The sequence below is a fragment of the Algihabitans albus genome (assembly GCF_003572205.1).
Taxonomy (GTDB): domain Bacteria; phylum Pseudomonadota; class Alphaproteobacteria; order Kiloniellales; family DSM-21159; genus Algihabitans; species Algihabitans albus.
Window position 1 is genome coordinate 61,500 of sequence record NZ_QXNY01000003.1, and the last position, 15,557, is coordinate 77,056.

At 64.9% G+C, this 15,557-nt stretch carries 14 protein-coding genes; 7 read left to right on the top strand and 7 right to left on the bottom strand.

Going from position 1 to position 15,557, the window contains the following annotated elements:
• Positions 1-32: 32 nt before the first annotated feature.
• The gene (locus DBZ32_RS07065) at positions 33-1,142 is read right to left on the bottom strand and encodes a PQQ-dependent sugar dehydrogenase (protein WP_119166448.1); all 1,110 of its coding nucleotides are present in this window, start codon (positions 1,140-1,142) and stop codon (positions 33-35) included.
• A gap of 438 nt (positions 1,143-1,580) precedes the next feature.
• On the opposite strand from DBZ32_RS07065, the gene DBZ32_RS07070 reads away from it, so the two are divergent.
• Both DBZ32_RS07070 and ggt read left to right on the top strand, forming a co-directional pair.
• On the top strand, positions 1,581-2,918 hold the full coding sequence (locus DBZ32_RS07070; protein WP_119166449.1) for a hypothetical protein: 1,338 nt from the start codon (positions 1,581-1,583) through the stop codon (positions 2,916-2,918).
• 166 nt (positions 2,919-3,084) lie between these two features.
• Positions 3,085-4,671, top strand: a complete 1,587-nt coding sequence (ggt, locus tag DBZ32_RS07075; RefSeq protein WP_119166450.1) for a gamma-glutamyltransferase — start codon at positions 3,085-3,087, stop codon at positions 4,669-4,671.
• Between the two features lie 6 nt (positions 4,672-4,677).
• Here ggt and moaA read toward each other — a convergent pair whose 3' ends face one another.
• Positions 4,678-5,700, bottom strand: coding sequence for a GTP 3',8-cyclase MoaA (gene moaA, locus DBZ32_RS07080; RefSeq protein ID WP_119166985.1), 1,023 nt, complete (start codon positions 5,698-5,700; stop codon positions 4,678-4,680).
• Between the two features lie 288 nt (positions 5,701-5,988).
• Here moaA and DBZ32_RS07085 point away from each other — a divergent pair, with 288 nt between their 5' ends.
• The gene (locus tag DBZ32_RS07085; RefSeq protein WP_119166451.1) at positions 5,989-6,312 is read left to right on the top strand and encodes a hypothetical protein; all 324 of its coding nucleotides are present in this window, start codon (positions 5,989-5,991) and stop codon (positions 6,310-6,312) included.
• A gap of 52 nt (positions 6,313-6,364) precedes the next feature.
• Positions 6,365-7,978 (top strand): acyl-CoA synthetase, encoded by a 1,614-nt coding sequence (locus DBZ32_RS07090; protein ID WP_119166452.1) that lies wholly within the window; start codon positions 6,365-6,367, stop codon positions 7,976-7,978.
• Positions 7,979-7,981: 3 nt separating this feature from the next.
• Here the strand turns inward: DBZ32_RS07090 and DBZ32_RS07095 are convergent, their stop codons facing one another.
• On the bottom strand, positions 7,982-8,749 hold the full coding sequence (locus DBZ32_RS07095; RefSeq protein WP_235830092.1) for a CDP-alcohol phosphatidyltransferase family protein: 768 nt from the start codon (positions 8,747-8,749) through the stop codon (positions 7,982-7,984).
• A gap of 178 nt (positions 8,750-8,927) precedes the next feature.
• Here DBZ32_RS07095 and DBZ32_RS07100 point away from each other — a divergent pair, with 178 nt between their 5' ends.
• Positions 8,928-9,860, top strand: a complete 933-nt coding sequence (locus DBZ32_RS07100; protein ID WP_162906615.1) for an aminotransferase class IV — start codon at positions 8,928-8,930, stop codon at positions 9,858-9,860.
• 18 nt (positions 9,861-9,878) lie between these two features.
• On the opposite strand, the gene DBZ32_RS07105 is transcribed toward DBZ32_RS07100, so the two are convergent.
• Together DBZ32_RS07105 and DBZ32_RS07110 are read right to left on the bottom strand one after the other, a co-directional pair.
• On the bottom strand, positions 9,879-10,940 hold the full coding sequence (locus DBZ32_RS07105) for a Leu/Phe/Val dehydrogenase (protein ID WP_119166453.1): 1,062 nt from the start codon (positions 10,938-10,940) through the stop codon (positions 9,879-9,881).
• Between the two features lie 241 nt (positions 10,941-11,181).
• Positions 11,182-11,796: a 2-hydroxychromene-2-carboxylate isomerase gene (locus DBZ32_RS07110; protein WP_208539138.1), complete on the bottom strand. Its 615-nt coding sequence runs from the start codon at positions 11,794-11,796 to the stop codon at positions 11,182-11,184.
• 67 nt (positions 11,797-11,863) lie between these two features.
• Here DBZ32_RS07110 and DBZ32_RS07115 point away from each other — a divergent pair, with 67 nt between their 5' ends.
• Together DBZ32_RS07115 and DBZ32_RS07120 are read left to right on the top strand one after the other, a co-directional pair.
• Positions 11,864-12,844: an ABC transporter permease gene (locus DBZ32_RS07115; RefSeq protein WP_235830093.1), complete on the top strand. Its 981-nt coding sequence runs from the start codon at positions 11,864-11,866 to the stop codon at positions 12,842-12,844.
• A complete protein-coding gene (locus DBZ32_RS07120; protein WP_119166456.1) occupies positions 12,841-13,806 on the top strand; it encodes an ABC transporter permease in 966 nt (321 codons plus the stop codon). Before DBZ32_RS07115 ends, DBZ32_RS07120 begins: the two co-directional genes overlap by 4 nt.
• Positions 13,807-13,843: 37 nt before the next feature.
• Here the strand turns inward: DBZ32_RS07120 and DBZ32_RS07125 are convergent, their stop codons facing one another.
• The gene (locus tag DBZ32_RS07125; RefSeq protein ID WP_119166457.1) at positions 13,844-14,686 is read right to left on the bottom strand and encodes a universal stress protein; all 843 of its coding nucleotides are present in this window, start codon (positions 14,684-14,686) and stop codon (positions 13,844-13,846) included.
• Positions 14,687-14,810: 124 nt separating this feature from the next.
• Positions 14,811-15,434, bottom strand: coding sequence for a glutathione S-transferase family protein (locus DBZ32_RS07130; protein ID WP_119166458.1), 624 nt, complete (start codon positions 15,432-15,434; stop codon positions 14,811-14,813).
• Positions 15,435-15,557 lie beyond the last annotated feature (123 nt).

Below are 15,557 nucleotides of genomic sequence, written 5' to 3' on the forward strand. Positions count from 1 at the left end.
CGACCGTGCGAAGGGAAGGCCCGGTCAAGAGGCTAGGAAACCGGCTCCAGGCGCAGCAGTCGACCGTCGTTGGACTCGGTCAGGAGGTAAACGAAGCCGTCGGGACCGACCCGAACGTCGCGAATTCGGCCGACCTCCCGTTCCAGCAACCATTCCTCGCCGATCACCTGCTCGCCTTCCAGTTCCAGCCGTACCAGGAGGCGCGAGCGCAGGGCGCCGACGAAGAGATCGCCCTGCCACTCCGGGAAGGCCGCCCCGCTGTAGAAGGCCATGCCGGAGGGTGCGATGGAGGGCACCCAGACATGGACCGGGTCGTCGAAGCCAGGCGCGGACTGTCGATCGCTGATGACGGCACCGGAGTAGTCGATGCCATGGGTGACCTCCGGCCAGCCGTAGTTGGCGCCGGCCCTGATCACGTTGACCTCGTCACCACCGCGCGGGCCGTGCTCATGAGTCCAAATCACACCTGTATCGGGATGGGTCGCCATGCCTTGGGCGTTGCGATTGCCCCGGGTAAGGGCCGTCGGCGGCGTGCCGGATTCATCCAGATAGGGATTGTCCGACGGCACCGTTCCGTCGCGCTCGATGCGATGGATACGGCCAGCCTCGTCGGCAGGGTCCTGCGCGCGCTGCATCGCGCCTCGATCGCCGATCGAGAAATAGAGGCGACCGTCGGGGTCGAAGGCGAAGCGCGACCCGAAATGGCGTCCTATGCGGGTCTTGCGCTGCATATCGAAAAGCAGCTCGCTCTCGATCCAACGATTATCCTGGATGCGTCCACGCCAGACCTGCGTTCCGAGACCACCCTCGCCTCGCGCAGAGAGCGACAAATAGATCCAGCCTGTTTCCGCGTAGTCGGGATCGACCGCGACGTCCAGCAGACCGCCCTGTCCCCGCTCCTCTACGTCAGGAGTGCCGGGAATAGGATCGGAAAGATCGCCGCCGCGATAAAGCCGCAACTGGCCGGCCTGCTCGGTGATCAAGATCCCGCCATCGGGCAGGAACGCCATGCCCCAGGGACTCTCCAGGTCGTCGGCCAGCTCGACCAGCCGAAAGTCTGCTTGCTCGCTTCGGTAGGTTTCGGCAACGGCCGGAAACGCAAAGATCGGACCGAGCGCAAGTAGGACAAGACGAGCGATCATGGCTCTCTCCCGTGGCGGATTTACGCGGAGTCTGTCGCAGAATATGGTGCTGCAACGGCAAGCTGGCAGGCTCGATGCCTGTAGATGACAGAGCATGTCCCATCTCTGACAACTTTTTCGAGCATGAAGTCCTCCACACGGGAAAGCGGCGGGGACGCACAGTCATCTCCGTCGCACCGATCCGCGACTTTCGGCATAGCGATCCGACCGAAACCGAATGAGCCTTTTTTGACGGAACACGACGGCAATGGGCATGAAGGGGTGGGCGTGAGGATGGACGACAGCCTACCGGCGCATCGGCGGCAGTTCCTTCTAGGACCGAGATCGCTGGACGTGGGATCCGACTGGCGCCGCGAGCCTTTCGGGGCGTCAGCTGTCCTTCATAGCTGTCCGACTTTGCCGATCGCACAGGCGAAAGACGCCGATGGGACACCATGGTTGTTATTCGGCCGTGCCATCGAATCGGATCCCGAACGTCCCGATGCCGTAACGTCGATCGAACGCAGCCGCACTTCCGAGGTCGCAGAGCGCACCCAGAGCTGGGCTGGGCGATGGCTCCTGGCGAATCCCTCGAATTTCTATCCTGACGCGGCCGGGTTGCTCGGGTGTTTCTATCTTAAAGACACTGAAGGCGGACTATGGGTCTCCAGCAGTCCAGCTCTGATCGCACAGCACGCCTTCGCCACTCAGCCGACTGTCATCGATGGGCGTAAGCTCGTCTACGAGCGTGGAATTTCCTGGTTTCCGCCGCCTCTCTCCCGCCTCGACGGCGTTCAGCGGCTCTTGCCGAGTCAGACGCTGGACCTGGCGACAGGCACGCCCGCGCCGCGGTCCCTGATGCCGCCGATCGAAATGAGCTCGGATGAGGACGCGCTGATCGCCTGGCTGACGCAGACCTTGCGAACGGTCATGAGCCGCCTCGCGGACGCAGCCGAAGAGCCGCCGTGGCTCGGTCTGACGGCCGGGTTCGATTCGCGTCTGATGCTGGCCATCGCCGTCAGCGCGGATCTGGAGGTGCGGCCCTATACACGTCTGACCGAACGCATGCCGGTCGCCGACCGTGTTCTCCCGCCACGAATCGCCAAACGGGCCGGCGTTCAACACTGGATCAGGCACGAGATCACCTCCCGCAGCGCGATGGAGGAGCGACGTGGCCTGCTGGAGCGGCACGCCGGAGGGCATGTCTCCGACGGCGACGCGCGCCCTTACCTGACCGGCGCGCGCGACGGCATGGACGGCGTAACCTTCGGCGGCCATGGCTTTGCAATCGCCGGCGGATTCAACGATTGGCGAGAGTTCCCCGAAGAGATGCCGGAGCCGGAAGAAGCCGCGGCGCTGCTGATGCGCTCGATGGGCGAGCCGAGGGGATCGTCCGCCGCCAAGGGTCTGACCGAGTGGTTCGCCTGGGTGAAGGACCATCCCCACCCCAACCTCGATTGGCGGGACCGCGTCTTTCTGGAGCAACGGCAGGCAGGGTGGTTGGCCTCCAAGGAACAGCTGTTCGACATGAACCGTCTCGAGCGTTTTCCCATCCTGAACGCCGCGACCATCTACGCCCGCATCCTCGGGCTGTCCGCGGCCCGCCGAACGGGGTCGTCTCTGCAGCGGCGCATGATCGAATCGCTCCGCTCCGACCTGGCGACAATCCCGTTCAATCCAAGCGACCGGATGTTCCTGGCACGCTATCCTCACTTGGTCTTGCGCCGGCGCTATCGCCGTCTGGTGAAAAAAGCGGTCCAACCCCTTCGACGCGGGGCCGCGGCCCGTCCGGCGTAATTCGTCGCCAAGACTGCCGCTTTGCCGAAAAACAGAGCCAAGCGCTGCCGAAAACCAGCCCCGGATCGCACTTTCACCTACCTTGAGGGTCTTCAAGGCGGTAAATCCTCGTCACGCTCAATGAACGAAGACAACCAATAACCGCAAGGCAGGAAACACTCCCCTCATGCGCGATTTCGATTTTCCCGGCCGCTCCGCCGTGCATGGCATCAACGGCGCCGTCGCCACGTCCCATCCCTATGCCAGCCAGACGGCGCTGGAGGTGTTGCGCAACGGCGGCAATGCCGTGGACGCGGCGATCGCCGCAGTCGCAACGCTCTGCGTGGTCGAACCGCACATGACCGGCATCGGCGGCGACTGCTTTGTGCTCTACGCGCCGGGTGGTGGTGGCGAGGTCGTCGGCTTGAACGGTTCGGGCCGGGCGCCGGCCGCGGCCGACCTTGAGACCCTGCGGACCCAGGGTCTGGAGGCCATCGACCAGACGTCCCCACACGCGGTCACGATCCCCGGGGCGATCGATGCCTGGTGCCGCCTGCACGAGCGCCACGGCAGCATGGACTTCGCGGAGCTTCTAGCACCGGCGATCGGCTACGCCCGCGACGGCTATGCGGTCCATGCCCGGGTCGCCAACGACTGGCATAGCCTGGCAGGCAAGTTGCGCAACAACGAAGCGGCGGCGGCACAGTTTTTACCGGGAGGCGCCGCTCCGCGCGAAGGCGATCTGCATCGGCAGCCGGCGCTGGCCGACACCTTGACCCAGATCGCCAGGCAAGGCCGCAAGGCCTTCTATGAAGGCCCCATCGCCGAGGCGATGGTTGCCTCCCTCAAGGCGCTCGGCGGCGTCCATGCGCTCGAGGACTTTTCCAGCTTCGAAAGCGAGTGGGTGACGCCGATCTCCAGCGCCTACCGAGGCTACGATATTCACCAGATCCCGCCGAACAACCAGGGTGTCGTGGCCTTGGTCATGCTCAACATCCTGGAGGGCTACGATCTTGCCAAGTTCGGACCTCTCTCCCCCCTGCGCACCCACTTGGAGATCGAAGCCGGACGCTTGGCCTACGACATGCGCAACCGCCATCTCGCCGACCTGGAGGCGTTGGAGGTTTCTCTCGATCGCCTCTTGTCGAAGGACTGGGCCGCCGAGCTACGGGCCAAAATCGATCCGGAATGCGCCTTCCCGGACATTCCGGATCTGGGCCTAACGACATCCGACACCGTTTATCTCACGGTGGTCGACCGCGACCTCAACACCGTCAGCGTCATCAACTCCCTGTTCCACGGTTTCGGCAGTGGGATTCTCTCCGCCGAGACCGGCGTGGTCTTCCAAAGCCGGGGCGCCAGCTTCCGCCTCGACCCCGCGCATCCGAACCGCCTGGCACCGAACAAGCGACCGATGCACACGATCATGCCCGGCCTCGCCACCCGCAACGGTCAGGCCGAGATCGGCTACGGCGTGATGGGAGGCGACTACCAGCCCTTCGGCCATGCCCGGCTGCTCACCAACCTGATCGACTACGAAATGGACCCGCAAGCCGGATTGGACTGCCCGCGGGTTTTCGCTCTAGGCAATCGGGTCGAGGTGGAGAAATCGCTGCCGACCGAGACGCTGCTGGGGCTCCAGCAGCGCGGCCACACCCTCACCCTGGCCACCCCCTCGCTGGGCGGCGGGCAATGCATCCGCATCGACCGCAAGCGGGGCGTCCTGACGGCAGGCTCCGATCCTCGCAAGGACGGCTGCGCTCTGGGCTACTGAGCGCCCCTACCCCCCGGTGACGCTCATGTGGCGGGAGGCACCGGTGATGCCGCGGCGGCGGTCGATCACGAAGTCGTGGCCCTTGGGCTTGCGGGTGATGGCTTCGCGGATCGCTTGCTGCAGAACCTGATCGTCGTCGCTGGCGCGCAGCACCGAGCGCAGGTCGGCCGCGTCGTCCTGGCCCAGGCACATGTAAAGCGTACCGGTACAAGTCAGGCGGACCCGATTGCAGGCCTCGCAGAAGTTATGGGTCAAGGGGGTGATGAAACCAAGTCTCTGGCCGGTTTCCTTGACCTGCCAGAAGCGGGCCGGACCACCGGTACGGTGGTCGATCTCCTCCAGCGTCCAGCGCTTGGCCAGTTCGCTGCGCACCATGGTCAGCGGCCAGTACTGGTCGATCCGCTGTTCGGTGCCGATATCGCCCATCGGCATGACCTCGATGAAGGTCAGGTCGAAGTCCTCTTCGCCGGCCCACTCGACCAGACGATGAACCTCGTCGTCGTTGACGCCCTTCAGGGCCACGGCGTTGATCTTGATCTTGAGCCCGGCTTCCTTGGCCGCCGCCAGACCGGTCATGACCTTGTCGAGCTTGCCCCAGCGGGTGATCGCCGCGAACTTGTGCGGGTCGAGGGTGTCGAGCGAGACGTTGATCCGGCGAACGCCGGCGTCGTAAAGATCGCCGGCCAGCTTGGGAAGCTGACTGCCGTTGGTGGTTACCGTCAGCTCGTCCAGGTCACCGCTTTTCAGATGCCGGCCGAGCTGGCGGAACAGCCAGATGATATTGCGGCGCACCAGAGGCTCGCCACCGGTCAGGCGCAGCTTGCGCACGCCCAAATGCACGAAGCTACTGCACAGACGGTCGAGCTCTTCCAGGCTCAAGACCTCCTGCTTCGGCAGGAAAGTCATGTCCTCGCTCATGCAGTAGACACAGCGGAAGTCGCAGCGGTCGGTCACGGAGATGCGCAGATAGCTGATGCGGCGCTGAAAGGGGTCGATCAGCGGCGCTTCGCGCCCCAAAGGTGCGGCCATGCCACTCGCGTCCAACGGCGTGCCGGTCGGCGGGGGCGCATCCGAATTGGCGGCCTCCGGCGCAAGACGGGGCGTCTGCTCCATGCTAGGTACCCTCCTGGTGGTCCGTTCTTATGCGGTCGCTCGCTTCGCTCTTGCACCATATAAGCAGCGAACTTTCCATTTGAACATAACGGTCTTGCTTTCCTCTTTCGCCCCCAAAATTCCTAAGGAAAAAAGCCCCTTGGAGGATTTGCGGCCCTACGACCCCCCTTGCCCAGCACTTCTTGAGCGCCGTAAAAGGGCGAGATGGCAGACTCCTCGGACGACAGCTTTCTCGACCGCCCGGCCGCCCGCCTGCTGGCCGCCGGCGTCTTCTGCGGTGTGATCGCCGTGCTGACGATCCAGCACTGGGACGATCTCTTCCCGCCGCCGCTCGAGGAGATGACCGTCGACTCCGACGATCCCGCCGCGCTCTGCATCGCGCGCGAGCGGGATCAGATCGAAGGTATGGTGGCGGACAACCCGCAAATGGCGGCGCAGAAAGACCTCTTCCTGCAACGCGCCGAGGCCCGTTGCCAAGCGACAGCCGGCGGCGGCAGTGCGGCGCCACCACCGTTGCCGACCAACTAGGGCATCAACGATCTGAGGTTGCGTACCGGGCGCGCGTAGGGAGAGGACGGATATGCTGCCGGCAGCGGAGACCTACGATCAGCTTCGGCGCGATTTCGTCTGGAACATTCCGGGTCGCTATAACATCGCGGTCGACGCTTGCGACAAGTGGGCGGACGGCAGCGGTCGGCTGGCAGTGATCCACCACCGCAGCGACGGGGTGCGTCGCGACTATAGTTTCGATGAGCTGAAGGGACTTTCGAACCGCCTGGCCAACGCCCTGATCGCATTCGGCGTCGCACCGGGGGCAAGAGTCGGCGTACTGCTGCCACAGGCGCCGGAGACCGCCGTTGCGCATCTGGGCATCCTAAAGCTGGGAGCGATCTCCATCCCGCTGTTCGTGTTATTCGGCGAGGAGGCGCTGGAGTATCGCCTTTCGGACAGCAGCGCTACCGCGCTGATTACCGACCGCGCCGGAGTCGAAAAGATCGCCACCCTGCGCGACCGGCTGCCCGACCTCCGGTCAGTGATCTGCATCGACGGGGCCATCGAGGACGCCGAGGACTGGACGGCCCTGCTGGAGCGCGCATCGGACAGCTTTACGCCGGCCGAAACCGGCCCCGACGATCCCGCCATCCTCATCTACACCTCCGGCACGACAGGACCTCCCAAGGGGGCGCTGCACGGGCACCGGGTCCTGCTCGGTCATCTGCCGGGCGTGGAGCTGCCGCAGGAACTGTTTCCGCGGCCGGGCGATCTCTTCTGGACACCGGCCGACTGGGCCTGGATCGGCGGGCTGCTCGACGTGCTGCTGCCCAGCCTGCACCACGGCATACCGGTCCTGGCTCACCGCTTCGCCAAGTTCGATCCGGAAGCGGCCTTCCACCTGATGGCCGACTACGGCGTGCGCAACGCCTTCCTGCCGCCAACGGCCCTGAAGATGCTGCGCCGGGTCGAGCGGCCGGCAGCGCGCTGGAAGCTGAAGGTCCGCTCCATCGGCTCGGGCGGAGAAACCCTGGGCGCCGGTCTTCTGGATTGGGGACGGGCAACCTTCGGCGTCCCGATCAACGAGTTCTACGGCCAGACCGAGTGCAACCTGGTCGTGGCCAACTGCGCAGGCCTGATGCCGGTCAAGCCGGGCGCCATGGGTCGTGCCGTACCGGGACACGAGGTTGCGGTGCTGGACGAAGCAGGCCAACCGCTGCCGGTGGGCGTCCAGGGAACGGTGGCCGTGCGGCGGCCGGACCCGGTCATGTTCCTGGGCTACTGGAACAACCCCGAGGCCACGGCCAAGAAGTTTGCCGGGGACTGGCTGCTGACCGGCGATCAGGCGCGACTGGACGAGGAGGGCTACTTCCACTTCGTCGGCCGCGACGACGACGTCATCACCTCCGGCGGCTACCGCATCGGTCCAGGCGAGATCGAAGACTGCCTGATCAGGCACCCTGCCGTGGCGCTGGCCGCCGCGGTCGGCGTCCCCGACGACTTGCGGACCGAGCGGGTCAAGGCCTTCATCGTGCTGGCTGAAGGCCACCGTCCGTCGCAAAGCCTGGAACGTGAGATCCAGGACTACGTGAAGACCCGTCTCGCCGCGCACGAGTATCCCCGCGAGGTCGAGTTCCTGGACGCCTTGCCGATGACCGCCACGGGCAAGATCATCCGGAAAGAGTTGAAGGCACGAAGATAGGGCTCAAGCCTTGCTTTGGCGTCGCTCAGGCCGCTCCTTGCGGAAGGAGCGCCAGAGCGACAAACCGACGAAGTAGAGCGAACTGGCAACCCAGATCCAATAGATCGTCGGTTCTTCAACCGGAAGGTCGGTCGTGTCGGGATCGACCGCGACCAGCCAGATCGACGCGAAGGCCCAGACCACCGTCATCGGGATGTTCAGACTGCGCAGGTGCGGGACCCGGAAGGGATGAACGTACTTGAGCGGAATGAACGTCAGCAGACAGCAGAGGGCGATCACCGCGATGTTGATCCAGGGGTCGGTCTGCAAGATGAAAAAGGCCAGCACGACGACGTTCCACAAGGCGGGAAAACCGCTGAAGTAGTAGTCGTGGGTCTTCATCTCCGCATTGGCGAAGGTATAGCAGGAGACCGCCATGATGGTCGCGGCCGCCGCAGTTTCCCAGCCGTTCGGCACCAGGCCGAACCAGTAGACCAGCATCGCCGGCACGGCGACGTAGGTGAAGTAGTCGATGACGTTGTCCAGGGTGGTGCCGTCGACGTTCGGCGTCACCTCCCGCACCTTGGCACGGCGCGCCAGCGTACCGTCCACGCCGTCGACGAAAAGCGCCAGACCGAGCCAGAAAAAAACCAACTGCTTGTCGCCGTGGAGGATCGCCAGCAAGGCGAGGAAGCCCAGCACGGCGCCGGAAGCGGTAAAGACGTGAACGGCCCAGGCCGCCGTCTTAGCCCTCATGGCGGGCTTATCGATTCGGGTGAGATTGAGGCTCATGACCTGTCCCCGACGCACGGGGCCTCCGACGGATCGTCACGCTTCTGCAACAGAGAATAGCTTTTGTCCCGAGAGGACAAGCCACCTGCGCTCCACTTCTGCCCTAAAACCACTGCCCCGGCAGAGCGGCTTGACGCTAGACTGCTCGCCGGAGATCGCGCGATGGGGAGTCCAAGCCATGCCGGACAGCCAACCACACCCGCCGCTGGCGGGGCCTGAAACCCAGTTTCCCCCAGGCGTTGCCTGGATCGACGGCCGCTTCGTGCCGATGAGCGAAGCCAAGATCCCGATACTGGATTGGGGCTTCCTGCGCTCCGATGCGACCTACGACGTGGTTTCCGTCTGGAAAAATCATTTCTTTCGTCTCGATAAGCATCTGGATCGCTTTCTCGCATCCGTCGCCAAGCTGCGCATGTCTCTGCCGTTCGATCGCACCGGACTGGAGACCCTGCTGCACGAGACGGTCACCCGAAGCGGCCTGGAAGACGCGTACGTGGAGATGATCTGCACGCGCGGCCACTCGCCGACCTTCAGCCGGGACCCGCGCGACGCCGTCAACCGCTTCATCGCCTTCGCCATTCCCTTCGGCTGGATCGCCGACGAAACGCAGCGTGATCGCGGTCTGCGGATGATCGTTGCCTCGGTGCCGCGAATTCCGGCGGCCAGCGTCGATCCCACGATCAAGAACTATCACTGGCTGGACATGGTCAGAGGGCTCTACGAAGCGTACGACCGCGGCGGCGAAAACGTTCTGCTGAAGGATCTCGACGGCTTTCTGACAGAGGGACCGGGCTTCAATCTCTTCGCGGTGAAGGACGGCAGCGTCCACACACCGGACCGCGGCGTGCTGGAGGGCATCACCCGCGGCACGGCCCTCGAACTCTGCGCTGAACTGAAGATTCCGACTCGCATCGAACCGCTGTCCATGGAGACGCTGACCACGGCCGAGGAGGCTTTCGTCACCTCCACCGCCGGCGGGATCATGGCCATCGCCAGTGTTGACGGCCAAGCCCTTCCAGCCTCGCCCGGACCGATCACTCGGCGTCTCGGCGAACTCTACTGGGCCAAGCACCAGGACCCGGCCTGGACCACGCCGGTCCGGAGCCTCTGACCCTCTGCCTCCAAGGCGCTAAGCCGCTTGTCGCACGGCCGGCTTGAAGCGCTGCTCAGCCAAGCGGTCGGCGGCCTCCGAGGTGGGCAAGTCGGCTCGCTCGGCGAGTCTGTAGATCTCCGCCAGGGTGTCGCCGATTCGCGCGACATGGGCGAAGGCCGTCGCCTTGTCGTAGCTGGCACCGGAAAGCTGTGTCTCGTGGCTGATGTTGACGATGCCGCCGGCGTTAAGCACGTAGTCCGGCGCGTAAAGGATACCGCGCGCTTTCAGCGCGGCACCGTCCCGCAGCGTCGCGAGCTGGTTGTTGGCGCTGCCTGCGATGACAGCGCAGTTGAGCTGGGGAATGGTCTTTTCATTCAGAACGGCGCCAAGCGCGCAGGGAGCGAAGATCTCGGCCTCGACGGCATGAATCTCGGACGGCGCAACAGCCAAGGCATCCCAGGCCTCGACCGCCTGCCGCACGGCCCGCTCGTTGATGTCGGCGACGACGAGCTTGGCACCGGCGGCGTGCAGATGGGCCGCGAGATGACGCCCGACGGCACCGAGACCCTGGACCGCCACGCTGACGCCGTTCAGGTCGTCGCTGCCGAACTTATGCCGGACGCTCGCCTTCAAACCGCAGAAGACGCCCCAGGCGGTGGCCGGCGAAGGATCGCCCGCGCCTCCAGCCGGTATACCGGCCACGTAGCGGGTCACCTGCCCCATGGCTTCGACGTCGGCAACCGTGACCCCGACGTCCTCGGCGACGCGATAGCGGCCGCCCAGCGACTCCACCAGCCGGCCCATGGCCCGGAACAGCGCTTCGCTCTTCATCGTCTCAGCGTCACCGATGATCACCGACTTCCCGCCACCGAAAGGCAGATCGGCCAGCGCCGACTTGTAGGTCATGCCCCGCGACAAGCGCAGAACATCGGTCAGCGCCGCCTCGTCGCTCTCGTAAGCCCACAGACGGCAGCCGCCGAGCGCTGGCCCGCGACTGGTATTATGCAGGGCGATGATCGCCTTCAGCCCCGTTTCCGGGTCATGGCCGAACAGAACCTTTTCGTGGGCGTCGAACTCGGGGTGGCAAAAGACCGGCATGGCTCGAAACCTCCTGTCCGAAGCAGTCGGACAGCTATGATCCGACGCTCGGCTTAATGATCTCTTTCCATAAATCTGCGGTGCGTCAGCCGGGGTCGCAATCGCGATTCTGCGCCGCGACGAAAATAGCAGCAAAGGTGAAGAGAAGCCCGGCTACGGAGACGCAAAACTGCGCGAAGCCCCGGTCAAGACGACAGCGAATTACCCATCCCAAACGGCCCGAAAACCTATTCGACGTTCCTCATACGGCAGTTTGCGACTCGCCAACCAAAGCGCGCTCCAGAAACTCGAGGCGGTCCTGGCCCCAGAAGATCTCACCGTTTTCCAGAACATAGGAAGGTGCTCCGAAAACGCCGCGTTCCAATGCCTCCTGGGTCAGTGCCTCGTAGCGGAACTGGGTTTCCGGGTCGAACGCCTTGGCGGCCAAGGCACCCGAGTTATGGCCCGTCTCGGCGGCGATGGCCTCCAGGGTTCCGACCTCGGCGATGTTGCGTTCCTGCTGCCAGATTGCCGCAAGAACGGCGTGGGCAAGCTGCAGGGGATCGCCGCCCGTCGCCTCGGCGGCGATGACGAAGCGAGCCGCCAACCCCTCGGGCGCCGGCAGGCAGCTCGGTTCGAAGACCATTGCGACGCCGAGATGGGCCGACCAGCGTTTCAGTTCCATCATCCTATAGGCCAGACGCTGCGGGGCGCGCTTCGGCAGGGGCAAACCGCCGGAGGCCGGGAAGACGACACCGAAGTCGACAGGTTTGACCGCGATCTTTATCCGGTGACGTTGCGCAATCTGCTCCAGCCGATGCGATCCCAGAAAGGCCCAGGGCGAGCGGAGCGAGAGATAGTAGTCGAGTCGGCGCATCGGCATCGGCCTCCCAAGGTTGCGACCCCTCGAGGTAAAGCAGGCCTGACGCCGAGCAGCAACCCGCTTGCTTGATCCGTCCCAAGCTCTACCCTGCTACGCCATGGTGCGTTTTCTGATTGAGCGGCTGATCGGGCTGGGCGTGGTGCTCTTCGCCATGTCCATCTTCGTCTACCTGCTGATCGGGCTGATGCCCGGCGATCCCATCGACCTGATGATTTCAGCCGATCCGAACCTGACCGCGGCCGACGCCGAACGCCTCAAGGCCGTGTACGGTCTCGACCGGCCAGTTCATGAGCGCTATCTGGCCTGGCTCGGCAACGCTCTTCAGGGCGATTTCGGCTACTCCCGGCTGTTCGCCCGGCCGGTGCTGGAGATCCTGCTCCCGCGCCTCGCCAACACCCTGATGCTGATGGGCCTGGCTTTCGCCCTGGCGCTTTTGATCGCCCTGCCGCTCGGGGTCCTGGCCGCACGGAGGCCGCAGAGCCTGACCGACGGCGCCGTCAACCTCTTCGCCTTCGCCGGCATCTCCCTGCCACCCTTCTGGCTGGCGATTCTGCTGATCCTGCTGTTCGCCGTGGCACTCGGCTGGCTGCCGGCGGGCGGCATGGGCGACGGCTCGCTCACAGGTACGCTGGCTCATCTGGTTCTGCCGGCCTTGGCCTTGACGCTGGCCAGCGTCGGCGGTTACGTGCGCTACCTCCGCGCCAGCCTCATCGAAGCGCTACGCCAGGACTACGTGCGCACCGCCCGCGCCAAGGGCCTGAGCAGTACCCGCGTCGTCTATGGCCATGCCTTGCGGAACGCCATGATCCCCGTGACCACCATTATCGCGCTCGACTTCGGTACGCTCTTCGGCGGCGCACTGATCACCGAGACCATGTTCGGCTGGCTGGGCATGGGCAAGACGATCTACGACGCCATTATGGGCAACGACTACAATCTGGCTCTTGTCGGACTGCTTCTGGCCACCGGGACGGTGCTGCTGGCCAACCTGCTGGCCGACCTGACCTATGCCTGGCTCGACCCCAGGATCAGGCTGGAATGAGCGCTGGCGACGCGCCCGATGTTCTGACCGCCGACCGGCAGGCCGCCGCACAGCCCGGTCTCTCTCCACGGCGGCTCAAGTTGCGCCGCTTCCTGCATCACAAGCCGGCGGTGGCATCGCTGATCCTGCTGTTGCTGCTGGGCAGCCTGGCGCTGGCAGCTCCGCTGATCGAGACCGCGCGCGGGCTGGATGCCACGACGGTCGACCTCTTCGCCCGCAGTCTTCCGCCCTCCGCGACTTATTGGCTCGGCACCGACGAGTTGGGCCGCGACCTGCTGCTGCGCCTGCTCTACGGCGGCCAAGTGTCCTTGGCGGTCGGCCTGCTGGCCGCGCTCTGCGCCGCCGTGCTGGGCACTTTCCTGGGCCTCCTGGCAGGCTACTACGGCGGGCGCATCGATGCGGCGATCATGCGCTTGGCGGACACCACCATCGCCCTGCCGCTGTTGCCGCTGCTGATCGTCCTGGCCGCGATCGACCTAACCAAACTCGGCCTGTCACCCGAACTGGCAAGCTCTGAAGACGTCAGTTTCTACCGCATCGTCATCCTGATCGCGCTGGTCGGCTGGACCGTGACGGCCCGTCTTGTACGCGGCGCCGTCCTGAGCCTGAAGCGCCGCGAATATGTCATGGCGGCCGAGGCGCTCGGCGCGGGACCGAGCCGAATCATGCTGGTTCATCTGCTGCCCAACGCCGTTTCGCCCATCGTCGTCGCCGCCACCCTGTCGGTCGGCAACGTGATCCTGCTGGAGTCGGTGCTGTCGTTCCTCGGCCTCGGCATTCAGCCGCCGGTACCGAGCTGGGGCAACATGCTGACCGGCGCTCAGGAGACCATCTGGTCGGCCCCCTGGCTGGCCGTCTGGCCCGGCCTGCTGATCTTCGTCACGGTGATCGCCTTCAACTTCCTTGGCGACGGACTGCAAGACGCCCTCGACCCAAGGGCCGAAGCCGAGCGCATGGGATGAGAACCAGCCTCGGGATCGAGGAGCGTCGAAGTCTAAGCTAGTGCGTCATCAAGGTCGGGACGGTCATGTGCTGGAGAATGTGGCGGGTGGTGCCGCCTAGCACCAGTTCGCGGAGGCGGGCGTGACCGTAGCAGCCCATGACCAGCAGATCGGCGCCGTCGTCGGACAGGCGGGAGAGCAAGGCCTCGTCGATGCTGACATCCCGCACAGCCATCGACTCGGCCTCCGCCTTGACGCCATGACGGGCAATGGCCAAGGCGATATCGGCGCCGGGCTCTTCGCCGTGAGCGCCGCGGCCCTTCTTCGGGTTGATCGTCAGGACCGTGACCTTTTCGGCCTGTTCCATGAGCGGCAGGGCGTCACTCGCGGCGCGCGCCGCCTCCCGGCTGGCATCCCACGCCAGCAGCACCTTCCGGCCGAAACCCGCCGGAGCCCCGATGTAGGGCACCACCAGGACGGGCCGACCGGTGCCTAGCAAGCACTGTTCCAGAGTGCCGACACCCAGGCTGTTGGCGTCGTCAGGGTCGTGCTGACCCATCACCACGAGATCGGCATAGCGTGCGTGCAGCGCCAACGTCTCCGGCACTTCCTCGTTGAAGGCCAAGGCCCTCCGGGTCTCGACACTGCAGCCAGCCTTTTGCGCCGCCGTTTCGAACGCGGCGATCGCTTCGTCGGCCTTCGTACGCAAGGCCTCGCGCTGAGACTCCAGCGCCGAGGAGGGAATCTGCGCCATCACGAAAGTGGGCACGACCGGTTCGACCGTAACGACGAGGCCGACGAGGTGCGCATCGAAACGCGTGGCCAGATCGAGTGCGACCGCGACTCGACCGGCGCAGGACGCGCTGTTGTCGAGGTGGACCAATATGGTCTTATAGCTCATGGATTTCGGTTCCTTCCCCTTCAGCGGCGTCGTGATCGCGCTGCCGTTTTATGCGATCGGGAAGAAAACCCTGTCCGGCCAAGGACCGATATGACGTGGGTCAAGAAACGGCAGACCTCGAACGTCAATCGGCCTTCGCCTCGAGTGCGGCATCGTCGATCCCGGCGGCGCGCAAGTAGGCTGGACGCTCGCTGATCCTTGCCCAGTAACCGACGAAAGCGGGCCGCTTCTCGACAAGGCCGAATTGCATGCTCCAGAAGAGCAACGAGCCGACAGAGACATCTGCTGCGCTGAAGCGATCGCCCGCAAGATAGGGCCGCGCCGAAACCTCGCTTTGCAAGACATCGAGAACCGTCGCAAAGCTGCCGTAACCGACCATGCCGCGCTTGTCTTCGGGGGGCTCGAACTGCAGAGCCGTGTTGACGATAGCCGCCTCCATGGGGCCGGCGCCGAAGAAGAGCCAGCGGTAGTAAGCCGCACGGGCATCGACCGGCGGGGCCAGTCCCGCTTCGGGGAAGGCATCCGCAAGATAGGCGCAGATCGCGGCGGTCTCCGTGATCACCGCCTCGCCGTGACGCAGCGCCGGGACCTTGCCCATCGGGTTGACCGCCAGATAGCTCTTGGATTTCATCTCGGCGCCGTAGTCGAGGAATTCCGCGCGGTAGGGAGCGGCGACCTCCTCCAACATCCAGCGCGCAACGCGCCCGCGCGAGTTCGGGTGGGTATAGAGCACGAGTTCACCGGACATCGCCTACCTCCATGAATATTTAGGCTCAATCTGGAGAGAAGCGGTGCCATCGTCACGCAAAAACCAGGCGCGAAAAGGCACCTCGCGATCAGATGGAAAGCTGTGGAACGACAGGCTCAGAGG